Source organism: Thermoplasmatales archaeon, assembly GCA_014361245.1.
GTDB lineage: Archaea > Thermoplasmatota > E2 > UBA202 > JdFR-43 > JACIWB01.
In genome coordinates this window covers 1-18594 of record JACIWB010000005.1, presented here as the reverse complement: position 1 = coordinate 18594, position 18594 = coordinate 1, and the positions used below count along the sequence as shown (strand labels likewise).

At 35.9% G+C, this 18594-nt stretch carries 18 protein-coding genes; 8 read left to right on the top strand and 10 right to left on the bottom strand.

The window, feature by feature from the left end:
* From H5T45_01740 to gcvPB, 4 genes are read left to right on the top strand one after another with little or no spacing between them, the layout of a single operon-like run.
* Entirely contained in the window at positions 1-321 is a 321-nt protein-coding gene (locus H5T45_01740) for a hypothetical protein (protein MBC7128438.1), read from the top strand.
* Positions 318-470 carry a 30S ribosomal protein S27ae gene (locus H5T45_01735; protein MBC7128437.1) on the top strand — a complete coding sequence of 51 codons (153 nt, stop codon included), beginning with the start codon at positions 318-320 and terminating at the stop codon, positions 468-470. The genes H5T45_01740 and H5T45_01735 overlap by 4 nt, the downstream gene beginning before the upstream one ends.
* Positions 455-1753 (top strand): aminomethyl-transferring glycine dehydrogenase subunit GcvPA, encoded by a 1299-nt coding sequence (gene gcvPA / locus H5T45_01730; GenBank protein ID MBC7128436.1) that lies wholly within the window; start codon positions 455-457, stop codon positions 1751-1753. Before H5T45_01735 ends, gcvPA begins: the two co-directional genes overlap by 16 nt.
* Positions 1740-3131: an aminomethyl-transferring glycine dehydrogenase subunit GcvPB gene (gene gcvPB / locus H5T45_01725; GenBank protein ID MBC7128435.1), complete on the top strand. Its 1392-nt coding sequence runs from the start codon at positions 1740-1742 to the stop codon at positions 3129-3131. Before gcvPA ends, gcvPB begins: the two co-directional genes overlap by 14 nt.
* 4 nt (positions 3132-3135) lie before the next feature.
* On the opposite strand, the gene H5T45_01720 is transcribed toward gcvPB, so the two are convergent.
* From H5T45_01720 to H5T45_01705, 4 genes are read right to left on the bottom strand one after another with little or no spacing between them, the layout of a single operon-like run.
* Entirely contained in the window at positions 3136-4347 is a 1212-nt protein-coding gene (locus H5T45_01720) for a M20/M25/M40 family metallo-hydrolase (GenBank protein MBC7128434.1), read from the bottom strand.
* Positions 4314-5198, bottom strand: coding sequence for a pyruvate synthase subunit beta (locus H5T45_01715; GenBank protein ID MBC7128433.1), 885 nt, complete (start codon positions 5196-5198; stop codon positions 4314-4316). The genes H5T45_01720 and H5T45_01715 overlap by 34 nt, the downstream gene beginning before the upstream one ends.
* Entirely contained in the window at positions 5195-6349 is a 1155-nt protein-coding gene (gene porA / locus H5T45_01710) for a pyruvate ferredoxin oxidoreductase (GenBank protein MBC7128432.1), read from the bottom strand. Before porA ends, H5T45_01715 begins: the two co-directional genes overlap by 4 nt.
* Before the next feature lie 23 nt (positions 6350-6372).
* The gene (locus H5T45_01705) at positions 6373-7269 is read right to left on the bottom strand and encodes a pyruvate ferredoxin oxidoreductase subunit gamma (protein MBC7128431.1); all 897 of its coding nucleotides are present in this window, start codon (positions 7267-7269) and stop codon (positions 6373-6375) included.
* Between the two features lie 69 nt (positions 7270-7338).
* Here H5T45_01705 and H5T45_01700 point away from each other — a divergent pair, with 69 nt between their 5' ends.
* The gene (locus tag H5T45_01700; protein MBC7128430.1) at positions 7339-7776 is read left to right on the top strand and encodes a TIGR00725 family protein; all 438 of its coding nucleotides are present in this window, start codon (positions 7339-7341) and stop codon (positions 7774-7776) included.
* On the opposite strand, the gene H5T45_01695 is transcribed toward H5T45_01700, so the two are convergent.
* The gene (locus H5T45_01695; protein MBC7128429.1) at positions 7769-9436 is read right to left on the bottom strand and encodes a Vps62-related protein; all 1668 of its coding nucleotides are present in this window, start codon (positions 9434-9436) and stop codon (positions 7769-7771) included. The genes H5T45_01700 and H5T45_01695 overlap by 8 nt on opposite strands.
* 89 nt (positions 9437-9525) lie before the next feature.
* Between H5T45_01695 and H5T45_01690 the strand changes: the two genes are divergently transcribed.
* Positions 9526-13764: an MEKHLA domain-containing protein gene (locus H5T45_01690; GenBank protein ID MBC7128428.1), complete on the top strand. Its 4239-nt coding sequence runs from the start codon at positions 9526-9528 to the stop codon at positions 13762-13764.
* Positions 13757-14194, top strand: a complete 438-nt coding sequence (locus H5T45_01685) for a response regulator (protein ID MBC7128427.1) — start codon at positions 13757-13759, stop codon at positions 14192-14194. The genes H5T45_01690 and H5T45_01685 overlap by 8 nt, the downstream gene beginning before the upstream one ends.
* On the opposite strand, the gene H5T45_01680 is transcribed toward H5T45_01685, so the two are convergent.
* From H5T45_01680 to H5T45_01670, 3 genes are read right to left on the bottom strand one after another with little or no spacing between them, the layout of a single operon-like run.
* Positions 14168-14653 (bottom strand): adenosine-specific kinase, encoded by a 486-nt coding sequence (locus H5T45_01680; protein MBC7128426.1) that lies wholly within the window; start codon positions 14651-14653, stop codon positions 14168-14170. The genes H5T45_01685 and H5T45_01680 overlap by 27 nt on opposite strands.
* Before the next feature lie 22 nt (positions 14654-14675).
* Positions 14676-15887 (bottom strand): nickel-dependent lactate racemase, encoded by a 1212-nt coding sequence (gene larA / locus H5T45_01675; GenBank protein ID MBC7128425.1) that lies wholly within the window; start codon positions 15885-15887, stop codon positions 14676-14678.
* A 32-nt stretch (positions 15888-15919) separates the two neighbouring features.
* Positions 15920-16087 carry a 50S ribosomal protein L40e gene (locus H5T45_01670; GenBank protein ID MBC7128424.1) on the bottom strand — a complete coding sequence of 56 codons (168 nt, stop codon included), beginning with the start codon at positions 16085-16087 and terminating at the stop codon, positions 15920-15922.
* 123 nt (positions 16088-16210) lie between these two features.
* Between H5T45_01670 and H5T45_01665 the strand changes: the two genes are divergently transcribed.
* Positions 16211-17530 carry a RuvB-like helicase gene (locus H5T45_01665; GenBank protein MBC7128423.1) on the top strand — a complete coding sequence of 440 codons (1320 nt, stop codon included), beginning with the start codon at positions 16211-16213 and terminating at the stop codon, positions 17528-17530.
* On the opposite strand, the gene H5T45_01660 is transcribed toward H5T45_01665, so the two are convergent.
* Positions 17531-18133 (bottom strand): 30S ribosomal protein S2, encoded by a 603-nt coding sequence (locus H5T45_01660; protein ID MBC7128422.1) that lies wholly within the window; start codon positions 18131-18133, stop codon positions 17531-17533.
* A 9-nt stretch (positions 18134-18142) separates the two neighbouring features.
* Positions 18143-18340 carry a DNA-directed RNA polymerase subunit K gene (locus H5T45_01655; GenBank protein ID MBC7128421.1) on the bottom strand — a complete coding sequence of 66 codons (198 nt, stop codon included), beginning with the start codon at positions 18338-18340 and terminating at the stop codon, positions 18143-18145.
* Between the last annotated feature and the right edge of the window lie 254 nt (positions 18341-18594).

The window sequence follows — 18594 nt, the reverse complement described above, 5'->3', positions numbered from 1 at the left end:
ATGGATATAGAGATAGAAGAAAGGAAGGAAAATAAGCTGTTTAAAAGGGAAGAAATTAAATGCAATCTGAGATATGAAGGAAAAACACCTGAGAGACAAAAAATAAAGGAGGAAATAAAAAATGCTATTGGCAGAGACGGATTTGTTGTTTTGCAGTATATAAAGCAAAAATATGGAGAAAATAGGGCAAAGGTATATGCAAAGATTTATCCATCAGAGGCAGATGCAAGAAAGATAGAGCCATCATATATAATTGCAAGGAACCTTGGAATAAAGGAAGAGAAAAAGAAGAAAGAAGAAAAGAAGGAGGAGAAAAAATGAATAAAAGAGAGATATATGAAGTGAAGGATGGTAAAATAGTGAGGAAAAGGAAAGAATGCCCGAAATGCGGGCCCGGCGTTTTTATGGCGGAGCACAAAAATAGGATAAGTTGCGGTAATTGTGGTTATACTGAATTCAAAAAACAATGAAGAAAATGCTTGATTTTATTGGAATAAAAAGCATTGAAGAGCTTTTTGAAGATATACCAAAGGAAATAAGAAGGGGGCTGAACTTACCAGAGCCAAAAGAAGAGATGGAGGTTGAGGAAGAAATAAAAAAAATTTTGGAGAAAAATAAATCATTTTTTGAAGTTTTGTCCTTTCTTCCAATAATAAAGCCACATTATATTCCGCCAGCTGTGGAAGAAATAGTTAGCAGGGAAGAATTTTATACTTCCTACACACCCTACCAGCCAGAAGCATCCCAAGGACTGCTTCAAGCACTCTTTGAATATCAATCTGTTGTATGCGAACTCACTGGAATGGATGCCGCAAATATATCAATGTATGATGCCGCAACCGCTCTCGGCGAAGCCTGCCTGATGGCGGAAAGGATAAAAGGGAGAAAGAAGGTTATTATTCCTTCAAATATATTCTGGCACAAGAAGAGTGTGCTGAAAAACTATGTTAAGGGAGCGGGCATAGAAATTATTGAAAAAAAATATAATGAAGAAGGGCTTGTTGAAATTGATGGCGGACAGGCGGATGCAATATATATTGAGAATCCAAATTTTTTTGGGATAATAGATGATAGGTATAAGGAAATTCTTGAGATGAAGGAAAAAAATGATGCGTTGCTTATTGTCGGGGTTGATCCTCTTTACCTTGCAATTTTCAATCCCCCCTCATTCTATGGGGCGGATATTGTTATAGGAAATGGATATCTGGGAAATCATATGAATTTTGGGGGACCAATGCTTGGGATATTTGCCTGCAGAAAAGAATTCGTGAGACAAATGCCAGGAAAGATTATAGGAGCAAATGATGAGGAAAAATTATGTTTCAGCATGACATTGCAAACAAGGGAGCAACATATAAGGCGTGGAAAGGCAACAAGCAATATATGTTCAAACGAAGCATTGCTCTGCATATCTTTTCTTGCATATGTTTCAATTCTTGGAAGAGATGGGTTGAGGAAAATTGCAATTAAAAATATGGAGAACGCTCAATATATGGCAAAAAAACTCGAGAAAATAGGATTTAAATTACCTTTTAAAAGAAAATTCTTCAATGAATTTGTTTCAATATGCCCAATGAATGCAAAGATATTCAATTCAAAGCTTCTTGAAAAAGGGATTGAAAGCGGGCTTATAATAGATGAATATGTCAGAAATGGAATTTTATTTGGAGTTACTGAAATGCATAGCAAAAACTTGATTGATGAATGCATTGAAAAAATGAAAGAGGTTATAGAGAATGATGGCAAGATATGATGAAAAACTTCTGATAGAAATTGAGGAGCGGGAGGAGGAAAAAATTGAAGGAATTGAGAGGAAGGAACTGAACATACCAAATCTTGCAGAAAGGGAAGTTATAAGGCATTTTATTCATTTAAGTCAGATGAATTACGGAGTTGATACTGGCTTTTATCCTCTTGGCTCATGCACAATGAAATATAATCCAAGAATTCTTGAAAAAATTGCAAGAAACGAAAAAATAAATTATGTTCATCCTCTGCAGAGCGAAAAAAATATTCAGGGTTGCCTGGAGATAATTTACAAGCTTGAAAAAATGCTTTGCGAGATAACTGGAATGGATGCCTTTACCCTGCAGCCTTGCGCGGGGGCGCATGGCGAGCTCACTGGGTTGCTGATTGCAAGAGCATATTTTGAAAAGAAAGGTGAGAGAAGGAAAGAGGTTATTGTGCCAGATTCCGCCCATGGAACAAATCCAGCATCTGCTAAAATGGCGGGGTTTGATGTTATTGAAATACCTTCAAAGCAGGGAATGGTGGACATGGAAGCATTAAGAAGTGTTTTGAGTGATGATACCGCTGTTTTCATGCTCACAAATCCAAATACGCTTGGAATATTTGAAAAGAATATAGTTGAAATAGCGAGAGAGGTTAAGAAAAAAGGAGCTTTGCTTTACTATGATGGGGCAAACTTAAATGCAATAATGGGAATAACAAACCCAGCAATAATGGGATTTGATATAGTCCATCTAAACTTGCACAAAACATTTGCAACACCTCATGGAGGAGGAGGACCTGGAAGCGGGCCAGTTGGAGTGAAAAGTTTTCTTGAAAGATTTCTACCTGTTCCGAGAGTAAGGGAGAAAAATGGAAAATATTTTTTTGATTATGAAATGCCTGATTCAATAGGGAAGGTGAGTTATTTTTATGGAAATTTTTCTGTTTTGCTTAAAGCATATGCATATATAACTATGAAAGGGAAGAAACTTGAAGAAGTTAGCAAAAAAGCTGTTCTTAATTCAAATTATTTAATGGAAAAATTGAGGAAAGCTGGAGTTGAAGTGCCTTTCTACGGGCGAAGAATGCATGAATTTGTTGTTTCTACAAAAAATTTAAATATAAGAGCAATGGATGTTGCAAAGAGATTGCTTGATTATGGCTTTCATCCGCCAACAGTTTATTTCCCCCTTATTGTTGAGGAAGCAATGATGATTGAACCAACTGAAGATGCAACAAAAGAAACACTTGACAATTTCAGCAATGCAATTGAAAAAATTATAAAGGAACCATCTGAAATTCTAAAAAATGCTCCTCAAAATATGCCAGTTAAAAGAGTGGATGAAGCGAAAATTGCAAAAAAAATGATTTTAAGCTGGAAAGATTTAAAAAAGAGTTAATTTATTATTTCATTCCTAAATTAAGCCAGTAGAATTCAATCCAATCTGTTGAAGATTTGTCCTTATTATATGCAATTATTTTTAATTCATGCTTACCAAAAGAGAATCTGTCCACCTCAATTTCATATGGTGGCTCATTGAATACATGAAGTGTTTTATTGTCAAGATAAACTTCAAATTTTTCCGCCTCTGTTCTTGGAGATAAGCTTAAACAAATTTTTCCAAAAGCAAAAATTTTTTCATTTTTAAGTTCATATACCTCTTTTTCATTAAAATAAATTTTCCCTCTTTGAGGAGATAAAATTGAGAAATAGGGTTTTTCAATTTCAGCATCCGCAAGCCATGCGAGCGTGGCCGCTATCAGGCGGGATGTTTTTAATAAATAGGTGAAATTGACATTGCTTAAGTTATCTTCTGGTTGATGCATGTAAGGATTCCATTCATATTCAAAAAATGCAATTGCCTCAAACCCATATTTTGCAAATGAATGATAATCGCTTCCTCCAAATTTCCTGCTTATGTTTCCAGTTATAAGCTGAAAATTCAGATAATTTGCATTTATTTCCTTTATTTTTCCAGTTATCCAGTCAGCATCTTCAGTTGCATAAATTCTGAATTTTGAACCATTTTCTCCATCTGCATGGGCAATCATATCTGCATTCATTTCAACAATTATAAAATCATCTCTTTCATATGCATTTCTTGCATATTCATTGCTTCCTAGCAAGCCCTGCTCCTCTCCAGAGAAGGCAACAAACTTTATTGTATGATTAAATTCGAATTTGCTTATAACTTCAGCAATAGCAAGCAATGCAGCCACTCCAGCAGCATTATCATCCGCTCCGATAGTATTTTCAACGCTATCAAAATGTGCATTGAAAATGATTACTTTTTCATCTCCAGGCAAAGTTCCTTCAACATTCATTCCCTCATAATTTCTGAAACCAGAAAAATCAGTCCAGTTATAGATTGTTGCATTCAGTCCAAAAGAGGAGAATTTTTCATAGATATATTCAGCACATTTATTACAAGCATCGCTTCCAGTAACCCTTGCCCCAAATGAAATTATTGCCTCAGTATAGTTGCGAAGCATTTCTTCATTCAAAAGATATATAACTTCCTCAACTTTATTGCTCTCATTGGAAAAAGAAAGGTTTGGAAAAATTAAAACGCAAAACGCTGCTATTGCGGTAACTCGCCATAAAGTTTTTTCCATTTCCTATCAACCCAATCCTGAAGCGCCTTGATCATTTCGGGCGTGAGGTGGCGGAAGCGCCCCTGCCCCTTTATGTATTCCTCAACTGGTATTTTTTTCTTCGGCTTGTAGATGTTTGTTATCTCACCATATTCCGCTTCATATAGTGTCCACATCCCGCTTTCAACCGCTTTCCTTGCCATTTCTATGCTTTTTGAAGGATCAAACCTCCATCCAGTTGGGCATGGTGAAAGAACATGAAGGTAGCGGAAGCCACTTATTTCTTTTGCTTTCTTTGTTTTTTCAATGAAATCCTTCTGATGAGAAATGCTCATTGTTGCAACATATGGCACTTCATGAGCTCTCATTATTTCCGCCATATCCTTCTTATGCTCTAACTTTCCAAGAATTTTTCTTCCAGCAGGAGTTGTTGTAGTATCTGCTCCGTAAGGAGTTGCTCCACTTCGCTGTATGCCCGTATTCATATATGCCTCATTGTCATAGCAAACATATATAACATCCTCATTCCTTTCAGCAGCTCCAGATAAAGCCTGTATTCCAATATCGTAAGTTCCTCCATCTCCTGCAAATCCAACAGCAATCACCTTCTTCCCTTTCTTCTTGTATGCTCTTGCAATTCCAGAGAGGCATGCAGCTGTATTTTCAAATGCCTCATGCAAATATGGCACCTTCCATGCTAAATGAGGATATGTCCCACTGAAAACAAGCAGACAATTTGCTGGAGTATAAACAATTGTATCCTTCCCAAATATCTTCATCATATTCCTTACTATTGCAGGAGCGGCGCAGCCAGCGCAAGCAGTGTGGCCTGGCGTAAATAAGCTTTCTTCTGGCAGATCTTTAATATTCATATTTTCACCCCTCTTGTATTAAGCCAATATATTTCTCCTTTCCTTTTTTCCATCATTATTTCAAACATTTTCTCAACATCCTTCTTTGTTACATCCCTCCCTCCCAAACCAGCAAGGAAGTTATAAACTGGCAATGTATAGCCATAGAGAGCATTTCTTGCCTCGATGAAAAGAGGACCTCCAACACCATAGGAAATTGCTCTATCATATATTCCAATTGCTTCAGCATTTTCAGCAACTTTGCGAAGTTCTTCAGCTGGAAACGGGCGGTAGAAGCGCAACTTTAAAAGCCCTACTTTCTTTCCCTTATTTCGCAATTCATCAACAACTTCACGGGCTGTGCCTGTTACGGTTCCATTTGTAACTAGGATATAGTCTGCATCATCGCATCTATATTCTTCAACAAGGCCATAGTAATTCCTGCCAAATTTTTTATAAAATTCTTCTGTAACTTCTTTTATTGCCTTTTTTGCCCTTTCCATTGCAACATGCTGCTGATATCTTAACTCCTGTATGTATTCTGGCGGAGTAAATGTTCCTATTGCCATCGGCTTTTCTGGGTCAAGTTCTGCATATGGATTATATTTTGGAAGGAATTCAGCAACCTCATCGCTTGATGGAGCATCAACTGGCTCAACAGTATGACTTAATATAAAGGCATCAAGGCATGGCATCACTGGCAATAAAACATCCTTTCTTTCCCCTATTTTATAAGCCATTATTATCATATCAAGAACTTCTTGGTTATCCTCGCAGCTCATCTGGAGCCAGCCTGCATCGCGCTCCGGCATGCTGTCATTGTGCTCGCACCATATTCCGATGGGGGCAGCAAGGGTACGATTAACAACTGGCATTACAATCGGGAGCCTTAAAGCGGAGGCAATAAAAAGCATTTCATGCATTAATGCAAGCCCCTGCGAAGAAGTAGCGGTAAAGGTTCTTACTCCACATGCCTGAGCCGCAATGCATGCACTCATTGCTGAATGCTCTGATTCAACCATAATCAGCTCTGCATCAGTTATTCCATCGTTAACAAAATTCGAGAATTCCTCAACTATAAGAGTTTGAGGTGTTATAGGATATGCTGCTACAACATCAACATCGCAAAGCAAAGCCCCATAAGCGCTTGCATAGTCACCGGTTACAACCATTTTTTTCCTCTCAAGCTTTTTAATCATGTTCTCACCTCTCTCTGCATCGAAATTGCTTTTGCGGGGCATTCATTTGCACATATCCCGCAACCTTTGCAATAATCATAATCAACTTTTGCCTTTCCATCCTTCATTGAGATGCATCCCTCTGGACAATAAAACCAGCAGAACTGACATCCAATGCATTTTTCTTCATCTATCACTGGCAAGAAGGTTCGCCAGTCGCCCGTCTTGTTTTCCAAAAATGAGCCAATTCCAACCCTGCCAGCTGGTGTGGTTAGCGAAGAAGTTGCTCCTCCAATCGGCATTTCATCAACGCCTGGCAACCATTTTTTGCGAGGTATAAATTCTTTGCCTGATTGAGATAAGCCAACAAGAGTTTTCTCATAAGCAACTCTTGCTGCATTTGCATTCTTTTTCCCAGCTTCCTGTCCCAACTTTCCACCAAACTTTTCTATTATTGCCTTTTCTATTGCATCTATACTAACCCTACCAGTTGCCTTTGCTATAGCTCCAAGAATAGCAGTATTTGTTATTGGCCTTCCAAGGATTTCAAGAGCAATGCTTGTTGCATCAACAGTCGCACATCTTACTTCCCTTGAAAGCTTAACTTCTTCTGGCTTCCTTGCAGTGTTTATTATAACAATTCCATCCTCTTTAAGCCCTTCAAGAACATCTTCCGTTTCGACAAGCGTCTCATCCAAAACTACCACATAATCTGGCTCATAAACCTGCGTCTTTATCCTTATTTTCTTATCATCAACCCTTGTAAATGCCCTCACCGGCGCCCCCCTTCGCTCTGCTCCGAAAAAGGGGAAGCTAACTGCATAATCTCCTTCTAAAAAGGCAGCAAGGGCAAAAGCTTCTGCGGCCATCCTGGCGCCCTGCCCACCTCTTCCATGGAAGCGAATTTCATACATGAAGGGGTAATAGTGGTGGATATATTAATCTTGCGAGTAAAGTTTATCTCCATAAATTTTTTTATCCACATGTATGTGAGTGTTGTAGGAGGAGAGAATTGTAGCGAAGAAATATATGAGATGGCTGTTGAAGTAGGGCGCAGGATAGCGGAAATGGGAGCGGTGCTTATTACTGGCGGGCGAGGGGGAGTAATGGAGGCAGTTTGCAAGGGAGCAAAGGAAAAAGGAGGGATTACAATAGGAATTCTTCCTGGAAACGATAGAAGTGATGGGAATAAATATCTTGACTATGTTATATTAACTGGAATGGGATATGCAAGAAATGTTCTTGTGGTAATGAACGGGGACATTGTTATAGCAATAGATGGAAAATATGGAACTCTTTCAGAAATTGCATTGGCTTTGCAACATGGAAAGCCAGTTTATGGGCTTAAAAGCTGGGATGTTGGAATAAAAAATTTTGAAAGCGTGGATGAGCTTTTTGAGGAAATAAAGAAGATTATTTGACTTCCTCTTTTGCTTTTATTTCAATAATTCCAGCAATAATAAGAATAATTCCAGAAATGAGAAGCATTATTGCCCCAATATCAATTCCCCATTTAAGATGCAAACTTCCATAATTTGGAAGTAAAAGATTTTCATCTCCTTTTAATGGCGAGGATGATATTTTCTCCATAATTTCTTTTATATCGTCCTGATAGGGAATGCTCTGCATTGAAGGAATTCTTGAAATTAAAATTGCAACAGCTATTATTAGAATAAAAGGAACCATTAACTTTATCCCTCTCGAAATATATTTTCTACCAGCTTTTCTGCTTTCAATTATTCCAATAAAGCCAAGGATGAAAAGGAACAATCCTATTCCAATTACATATGAAAATGGTATTGGAAATGAAAAGAATTGAACTAAGCCACTATTTTTCTCCATCAGGTTTAACTTTATTCCTTCCATTCCATCTATTGAGATTATTTTTACCATACCAGGGGTTTTATATGAACCAGCTTGAATATCTACAAAAACACTATACCATGGGAATAAAAGAGAGAGAAAAGCAATAACTATTCCCAATATACAGAGAATATTTCCAATACTTTTTGCATTCATACCATCTATGGAAAGGAAGAATAATGATTTCTTTCCGGTCTTTTTATATCTGCGATAAATGGAGAATAAAATAATTAATAGGGATAAAACTGTTAGCAACATGAATATAAGAACAAAGTTATAGAAAAACCAGTCAAGTTTTAGCATTAAAGGACTGAGAGATGATAAACTTTCTCCCCATTCAACTGGTTTATTCCACATTTCTCCATTTTCTCTATAAGCTGGACCATATGGACCTCTCTTTCCCCTCAATTCATCTTCTGCACTTCCAAATTCTCCCCATCTTCCAGCAAAATCAATCCAGTTTTGCTGGCTTATATGATTTCCTTTCTCCCATAATATCACCAAATTATAATCATCTGGATAAATTATTTTTCCATTCTTGCCCACTGCATCATTTGCAAGCCCCGTTTTACCCTGATAATACATGAAATAATTTGCATGGCTTCCTCTTGCAACATATACTTTAATGTGATTTCCATCTTTTTCAACATCTTTCCATTCCGCCTTCTGCCCGCCGTTGTGCTGGCTGTACATTGCGTAGGTTGGCTGAGACGAGGGGTCAATTATTAATTGAACCATTTCCCAGTCGCCTTCATGTATGTTGAGAGGACCTTTATTGAAGGCATAGAAGAACCAGTATTGTATTACTATGTTGCTTCCAGAAGGAGTAACTCTCGCATAAACAGCGTAGCCGAGCTCTTCCATTTCATTTATGTAATCCTCTATTATTCCGTTATCATCTATGCTTCCTTTTCTGTTGTCAAGATAATAGTTTTCATCTGGATTTTTATATTTTGAAAGATTTTCAGCTGAAGGATTTGAATCAACTAAAATATTTTCTCCATCAACGCTTTTATTCAAATTCGAGTTTTTTATGTGGTATTCAACAGCAACTGGATAAACTTCTTCACCTTTCTCAAAATAAAGTATTGGAGCAAATTCTTTTGCATAGGATAATTCATCCTCGTCACTTATTCCATCCTTATCTGTATCTATTGCTCTTGCAAATGGTATAACTAAAAAAGCACATATAAATACCAAAATTATACTTAATTTCATCACCTATAAAAATAATTTTATATATAAGGATTTTCTTTGCGAAAATCGGAAAAAAGCTATATTTAAATATATAAAAAGTTTTTATTTTAATGAGATTTATTGTTGTTGCCAGCGGGGAGGAGATGAAAAAAATAGTTGATTATCTTAAAAATTATTTTCCAAATGATGAATTTTTTGAGGTATATAGCGAGAGAAAATTTTATGAAATTGTTGATAGGGAATATGATGTAGTAATAACTGATTATGAAATTCCATGGGGAAGTGGAATAAGAGTTTTAAGGGAAGTTAAAAAGAGAAAGGAATTTGTTCCTGTAATAATGGTTCTTTCAGGCATTTTCGAGGATGTTGTAATTGAGGCAATGAAGCACGGGCTAGATGACTATGTAATTAAGGATAGCTTGAGAAGGTTGCCCTTTTCGATAAAAATTGCCATGGAAAGAGTGAGCAGGATAAGGAAAGATATTGAATACAAGAAAGTGCTTCTTGATTTGCTTAAAACTCCTTTTCCAGATTTTGATTCTGCTGTAAAAAGAATAAATGAAATTGTTTCAAAAACGCTTGGTGTGGAGAGAGTTAGTTTATGGTTTTATGATGAAAATAAAAAGGAGCTTGTCTGCTATGACTTATATACTCTGAGTAAAAATTCTCATGAAAGAGGAATTGTGCTAAAAGCTGAGAATTATCCAAGATATTTTGAAGCATTTGAAAAGAGCATATTGATAGATGCAAGCGATGCAATGAAGGATGAAAGAACAAGTGAATATGCTGAATATTTGAAAGAATTTGGAATTGTATCAATGATGGACATTGCTTTAAGAAAGAATGGAAAACTTATTGGAGTTATATGCCATGAGCATAATTCTTTTAGAGAATGGAGTATTGAGGAAAAAAATTTTATTGTTTCAGTAGCTGAATTTGTAGTTAATTTGATGGAATCTTTTGAAAGAAAGAGGGCGGAGGAAAGATTAAAAGAGAAAGAAGAGATTTATAAAACAATTGCTGAAAAATCCAGCAGTGGAATATTTATTTTGCAGGATGGAGAGATAAAATTTGCAAATCGAGCTTTTATAGAGGCTGTTGGATATGATATAGATGAATTAAATAGGATTGGTTATTTATCTGTTGTTCATGAAGAAGACAGAAAAAAAGTCGAGGATGCAATAAAAGATATAATTGAAGGAAAAGCGATAAGCGTGCCGGAATTCAGATATGTTGCTAAGGATGGAAAAACATATTGGGCTGTTGGAACGGGAGGAATTATAGAATATGAAAAAAAGCCAGCTCTTCTCGGAATAATAACAGATATAACAAAAACAAGGAGGGCGGAAGAGAAATACAAGCGTTTGTTTGAAAGAACAAAGGATGCAATACTTGCAAGTACAGTTGAAGGGAAATTTATTGATGCAAATGAGGCTGCTTTAAAATTGCTCGGCTATGAAAGCAAGGAAGAGCTTTCTAAGATAGATATTGCAAAGGATTTTTACTATAATCCGGGCGAGAGAGAGAAAATTATGGAAGAAGTTGCTAAAAAAGGATATATTAAAGATTATGAAGTTGAGATAAAAAGGAAGGACGGAAAAAAATTGATTGTTCTTGAAACAAGTCACGAAGTAAGGGATGAAAAGGGAAAATTGATAGGATACGAAGGAATTATAAGAGATATAACTGAAAAGAAGGAGATGGAGGAGAGATTAAGGGAGAAGGAGGAAAGATTTTCTTATTTTTTAAACAATGCAGAAATTGGGGTATTTTGTTACATGCTTGAAAAGCCATTGGATATTTCCTTACCTGAAGAAGAAATAATAGAGGAAGCATTTAAAGCAAGATGCGTTGAATGCAATGATGCATATGCAAGAATGCTTGGGGCAAGGAAGGAGGAGATTATTGGAGCAATGGTTTCAGAATTCATGCCCGCCAGTGAGGAGAATAGAGAGTATTTAAGGCAGGCAATAAGAAATGGTTTCAAAATATATGGAGGGATTTCCCATGAAATAAACAAAGAGGGAGAGGAAAGATACTTTTCAAATTCCTTAATTGGAATTGTTAAGGACGGAAAAATTTACGGGGCTTGGGGCTTCCAGATAGATATAACTGAGGAGACGAGGGCAAAGATTGCTCTTAAAGAAAGTGAGGAAAAATTCAGGAAAATTTTTGAAAATGCAAGCGTTGGCATATACAGAACAACTCCTGATGGAAAAATATTGATTGCAAATCCTTTCCTTGCAAAAATGCTTGGTTATGAAAGCGTGGAAGAATTGATGAAAAGAGATTTAAAAAATGAGAGACATTATGAGCCGGGTTATGAAAGGAAAAAATTTATAGAGCAGATAGAAAAAGATGGATATTTTAGAGGAATATCTGCATGGAAGAGGAGAGACGGAAAAATTGTTTGGGTTAGAGAAAGTGCCATTGCGGTGAGAGATAAGGAAGGAAAAACTATTTATTATGAAGGAATTGCAGAAGATATAACGGAGTTGATGGAGAAAGAGAAGGCATTGACGGATGCAAAGGAAGAATGGGAAAAAATTTTCAATTCAATAACAGACCCCTCCCTTATACTTGCTCCCGACCATACAATTCTTGATGCAAATATTTCTGCCCTAAATCTTTTAAATAAGAGAAAAGAGGAAATTATTGGCAAAAAATGTTATGAAATTTTCCACTCCAGCAGGAAGCCAGCTGAAAAATGTCCGATGGTAGATTTGCTTATATCATCAAAGCCAGAAATAAAATCAATGGAGATGAGTGCTGTCCAAGGTGAGTTCATAGTTACAGTTTCTCCGGTTATGAGAGAAGGAAAAGTTGATAAGATTATTCACATTGCCAAGGAAATAACAAAAATAAAGGAAATGAATAAGGCACTTATTGAAAGTGAAAGAAAATATCGCACAATTGTTGAAAATAGCAGCGATGCAATTTATATTTATGCTGGAAATAAATTTTTATTTGTAAATGATAGAGTTTGCCAGCTTACTGGCTATACCAAGGAAGAATTGCTGAGCATAGATGACATATATCAGTTAATTCATCCCGATGATAGAGAAAGGGTAAGGGAATATGGAATAAAGAGGGCTAAAGGTGAGGAAGTCCCTAACTTTTATTCAGCAAAAGTTTTAACAAAGAATGGAGATGTAAGGGAATGTGAATTTCGTGTAAATGTAATTACTTATGAAGGAAAATATGCTGTGCTTGGGGTTGTAAGAGATTTGACAGAAGAAATAAAAACATTGATTGCTCTTGAAGAAAGTGAAAAGAAGTATCGCAGTGTTGTTGAAAGTGCAAGCGATGCAATTTATATTATAACTCCATCTGGATTTCAATATGTTAATCCCGCTTTTGAAAAATTAACTGGCTATAGCAAGGAAGAATTGCTGAGCAAGGATTTCAGTTTCTGGAAGCTTATATATGAAGAAGATAAAAAATTGATTAAGGAAAGAGAAATGGCAAGAATAAGAGGAAAGAAGATACCGAGCAGATATGAATTCAGAATTGTTAGAAAGGATAATAAAGTGAGGATTGTAGAAACAACAACAGTTGAAATAGGAGCTGGAGAAGAAGTAAAAGTTATGGGTATATTGAGAGATGTAAGCGAAAAAAGAGAGGCGGAGGAGGAAATAAAAAAGCTATCTGATTTGCACTATTATATAGGAAAATGTGTTAATGAAAGCGACAGGTTGGAGGATTTATGCAAAAACTTCCTTAAAAACTTGCTTGATATAATTGATATTGAATATGGAAACATATTTATTTATGAAAAAGAAAGAAATTCATTGATACCAATTGCATATCTTAATTATCCAGAAGAATTTTTGGAAAGAAATATAGTTGAGTATAGTCTGAATGATAAGAAAAGGGAAGCAGTGAAATCATTTCTAACAATGAAAAAAAGATATATAAAAAATCTCCAAAATTATAAGCCACTTTCCTACAACCTAAATTTATACAAAAAATATAAAATGAAAGAACTGCTAACCTTGCCCTTGAAAACAAAAAATGAAATTCATGGCATAATTCAGGTGATGGGAACACAAGAGAAGCCACTGACGGAAAACAAAATAAGATTGCTTGAAGCAGTGAGCGAGGAGCTGGCGGGGGGCATAGCGAAAGTGAAAGCAATTGAAAGAGTTAAGGAGGCGCTTGAAAGGGAAATGGATTTTAAAGCCAGGGCGGCGCACTATTTCTTCAATCCGCTTGTTATAGCAAAAGGATATTTAGAGCTTGCAAAAGAGGAAGATGGAAAAGATAAGATAGAGAAGGCGATTAAAGCTCTTGAAAGAATAGAAAAGGTTATTAAAAATGTAACACAGAGAGGTGAGATAGTTGAATAAAATACTTATTGTGGATGATGAGCCAGATATACATGAAATACTTAAAAGTTATTTAAGCAGAATAAGAGATGTTGAAATTATAAGTGCATTTTCTGCAACAGAAGGAATAAAGTTGTATAAAGAGTTGTTCCTAAAAGGAGAGAAACCTTCTCTTGTTATAATGGACTTAAACCTTTCTGGGAAAGATGATACAAAGATTGATAAGATTAAAATGGAAGGAATAAGGGCAACTGAAAAAATTCTTGAAATTGATCCAGAAGCAGTTATATGGGGCTATACTGCATGGTTTGGGACAAAATGGGCTGAAGAGCTCAAGAGAGTAGGAGCAAAGATAATATTTGGAAGGACAACTCCTTTCAAGGAATTTGCTAAAATGGTTGAAAAATTTATACAGGAAAAGAAATCATTTCTTATACCCTATCTTCCTTAAAAGTTCAATTCTTTCCTTTTTATCATTCTCCTTCTCCACTCCCTTGCTCTTAAATCCATCAACAACTCCAATTATTGCCCTTCCTTTTTCGCCTTCAATTTCTGTTTCATGAATTAAAATTTTTGTTGGATTTGCTGTTGCACAGTATATCCTGCATACTTCTGGAATATTTTTTATTGAATTTAGCACATTTATTGGATAGCAGTTTTTCATGAAAATTATGAAAGTATGTCCCGCTGAAATTTTCTCTGCATTTTTTACTGCAAGATTTATCATTTCTTCATCATTTCCATCATATCTTATAAGACATTTTCCAGAGGCTTCGCAAAATGCTATTCCAAATTTTGCATTTGGAACATGCATCATTGCTTCATATAAATCTTCTACACTCTTTATAAAGTGTGTTTGCCCCAAAATAAAATTTATCTCGGGTGGCTTCTCTATTTCTATTTCAATCATAAAATTGAATAAAAATTAAAATTTAATTATTTTGCTTTAGAGTTGCAAGAGTTGTTGAAGCATGTGGTGAAACAAGAATTTTTGCATCCTTACCATGATTTTTATATATATTTTCCATGATTTCATTTTCTTCTATTTTTTTCATCCTGAAATGAGATACCATTTCCTCGCTCATTTTTGTTACCATATAAATTTTGAATTTTTCGCATGCTTTAAGCATGTAATAAACCTTGTGCTTTCCCATAATGAATTTTTTAAGCAAATCTTCCTTTACTTCATTGCTATTTTTATATTTTCCGATTTCATCATAAAACTTCTTGCTTCCATGCCCCTCGCTACATTCAGCTATTAAAAATATGCTTCCCCCTTCCTTTACAACATCAACAACGGTTTGAATCGCTTTCATTGCCTGATAAAGATTTATATCATGCGGATGCCCATCAGCTGCAATTATTGCGGCATCAGCTTTGCCATCAACTTCCACTTTATACATTTTATCAACCATCTTTGCTCCTTCCCTTAAAACTTTTTTATGCTCCCCAGAAAATGCCCCAACTATTTCATGCCTGCTGTTCATAACTACATTGAAGCAGAAATCTACTCCCGCAATATCTGCTGCATTTTCCATATCATCGCTAACAGGATTTCCATCCAGCATACCAAATCTTGAATTTTCATGAAACATCCTCTTATGATTTATTTCAATTGTTTTCTCAGAAGCCACACCTGGCAAAACACTTTTTCTTCCCCCTCCATATCCAGCAAAGTAATGGTATTCTATATCCCCGAGTAAAATTTTAACATCAGCTTTCATAAAGTCCTTATTTAGAAGCAATGGAGTCCCAAATTTTGTCTCCCCAACATCAACAAAATCAGCATTCTGGCTGTGGCTTACCCATTCATAATTATTTGCTATATCTCCAAGCAGTTCATATGCTTCCTTTTCATTAACCGCTTCATGCGTTCCTGTCGCAAAAATTATCTTTATTTCTCCTTTAATTTCATCCAGCAAATACGGAAGAATTTTTTTTGTGGGACAGGGGCGAGTTTTGTCATCAACAACAATCGCTATTTTACCCGTGAATTTCTTAAGAGTTTCAAAATCCAGCCCTTTTTCTATTATCTCGCCTTCATTTTCTGCTCTTATTTCTCTTGCCTCAACAACCTTAATAATATTTTTATCTGGAATATCAATTCCAAGCTTACCCTTCCCATAAGGAAACAAAACTTCCATAAGGATAAAAAAGAAATATATTAAATTTGTTTCTATGCCTTGCCGCCGGCTGCTCCTTTACCCCTCTCCTTTGATTTTAGCCTGAGTCTGGTTGAACCACATTTCCTGCATCTCTCCGCCTTTAAAGGATTTTTTGCATTGCATTTCATACATACGAGCTTGTTAAGCAATCTTGCTTCTGCTTCAGGGAAATTTGCCATGATGATAAACAAAACTATTTATAAAAGTTTGCTTGTAAAAAAATTAGCGAACCACAGACAAAGAGGATGAAGAGTATAAAAAGAGTAACAGAAAATTTTAAAAATTTTTTGGATTAAACAAGCATGGAGGAGAGAATATTTGAGAGAATAGGCACTCATTCGCATGTAAAAGGGCTTGGTCTCGAAAACATGAAGGCAGTGGATGGAGCGGACGGACTTGTCGGACAAAAGGAGGCAAGAGAGGCAGCTGGTATAATTGTCGAAATGGTAAAAAATGGAAAATTTGCTGGAAGGGCTGTGCTGCTTGCGGGTCCGCCTGGCACAGGCAAGACGGCGATTGCTCTTGGGATTGCAAAAGAACTTGGAAAGGATGTGCCTTTTGTCTCGATTTCTGGTTCTGAGATATATTCACTGGAAATGAAAAAGACGGAGTTTTTGATGCAGGCAATGAGGAAAGCAATAGGTGTGAGAGTTCATGAAATGAGAAAGATATATGAAGGAGAGGTAACATTTATTGATATTCAAAAAGTCCAGCATCCTTATAATCCTTACCAGCAGATTCCAAAATCAGCGATAATAAAGCTTCGAACCAAAGATGAGGAAAAGCAGTTTAAAGTAGATGAGCTATTTGCAAATAATCTTATACAGCAGGGAGTGGAGACAGGGGACATTATTCAGATTGATGCTGATAGCGGGAGAATTGTAAAAATAGGTAAAACAAAAAAGGAAGATGTTGACTTATCATTAAAGGAAGCTGTTGAAATTCCAGAGGGAAGCATAGCAAAGGAAAAGGAATTTGTTTATGTTGTATCTTTATATGATTTGGATGTTGCATCCACCAGAAGAGGCTTCTTTTCCCTGTTTTTTGGTGGAAAGGAAGAAATAACAAATGAAACAAGGCAGGAAGTGGATGAGACAGTTAAGGAATGGGTTGATTCAGGAAAAGCTGAAATAATTCCTGGCGTGCTTTTTATAGATGAGGTCCATATGCTTGATATAGAGACATTTGCATTTTTAAACAGAGCAATGGAATCGGAGCTTGCCCCTATAATAATTCTTGCATCCAATAGAGGAATTTCAAGAATAAGAGGAACTGACTTAAAATCCCCTCATGGAATTCCTGTTGATTTAATAGATAGATTGCTTATAATAACGACAAAAAATTATAGCAGGGAAGAAATTAAAAAAATACTGGAAATAAGAATTGAAGAGGAGAAGGTAAATATTGAAAAGGAAGCCCTTGAATATCTGACCGAAACAGGAAGCAGAGCATCGCTTCGCTATGCACTGCAACTCATAACCCCTTCTTCATATATCGCAAGCAACAAAAAGAGAGATAGAATATGTATTGAAGATATAAAAGAGGCGGAGAGATTATTTGTTGATGTTAAAAGATCAATAAAATATTTAAAAGAATATGAAGAAATTATGCTAGGTGAATAATTATAGTTCAGCTTCGAAATCCTCTATCCTGTATTGGAATTCATTATCGCTCTTTATATCCCCTCTTGCCTTCAATATTTCCCTTGTAAGTAGCCAGTAGGTTAATGCAAGAGATTTTCTTCCTTTATTATTCACGGGGATAACAAGATCAACAAAACTTGTTTCATTGTTGGTATCACAAAGTGCTACGATTGGTAATCCAACCTTTATTGCTTCATTCATTGCCTGCTTATCTCCTATTGGATCATTCAAAAGAAGTATATCCACTTCTTTATAATCTTCTGAATTCGGATTTGTAAATGTGCCTGGCGGAAATCTCCCGGGCATTGCCTCAAAACCACATATATCTGAAAGCATTTTTATTGGTTTGTGTGCATATACCCTTATAGCAACGACCGCAACTTTCTTTGGGTCATATCTTGCAAGCAATTTAGCGGCATATCTTATTCTTTTATCTGTCTCCTCTATATCTATTAGATATAGACCGTCATTTCTTACCCTTGCAATAAATGGTCTCATATGCTCTGTTTTTTGCTGGGTGCCTATTTCCACGCCACATGAAATATATGTTTCCTCTGGAATGAGTAATTTTTTCTCTTCCATGCTATCACCTTATACTACAGGTCCTTTTATAAGTTTTCCTTTTCTCCTTACAGTTATTGGAATAACTCCTTTCTCAAATTCCATAAGAGCAAGTTGGAGGGGGTCTATAACATCATCCGATATTTTTATAAGTAGGGGTGCGCCCATCGCTATCTGCAATGCCCTTGCTCCTATTATTCTTGCTTTTTCGAATCTTGTATACTTCAAGTTCTCCCTTTTAAAATTCGTGAGTTGGAATATATTATCTATTTAAAAATTTTACCTTTTTTAAATTGACACCGTCAACTTAAGAAAAATATAAAGTGAAAATGGTTTGAGGAAAAGATTGGAAAATAAAGGCACTGACTATTCTTCTATATTTTGCTGGACTATCCTACAGAAAAACCAGCAAAATTCTGAGAGATTTTGAAATATTTTCATATGAAGCAGTAAGAAAATGGTATCACAAATGCAAGGATTTT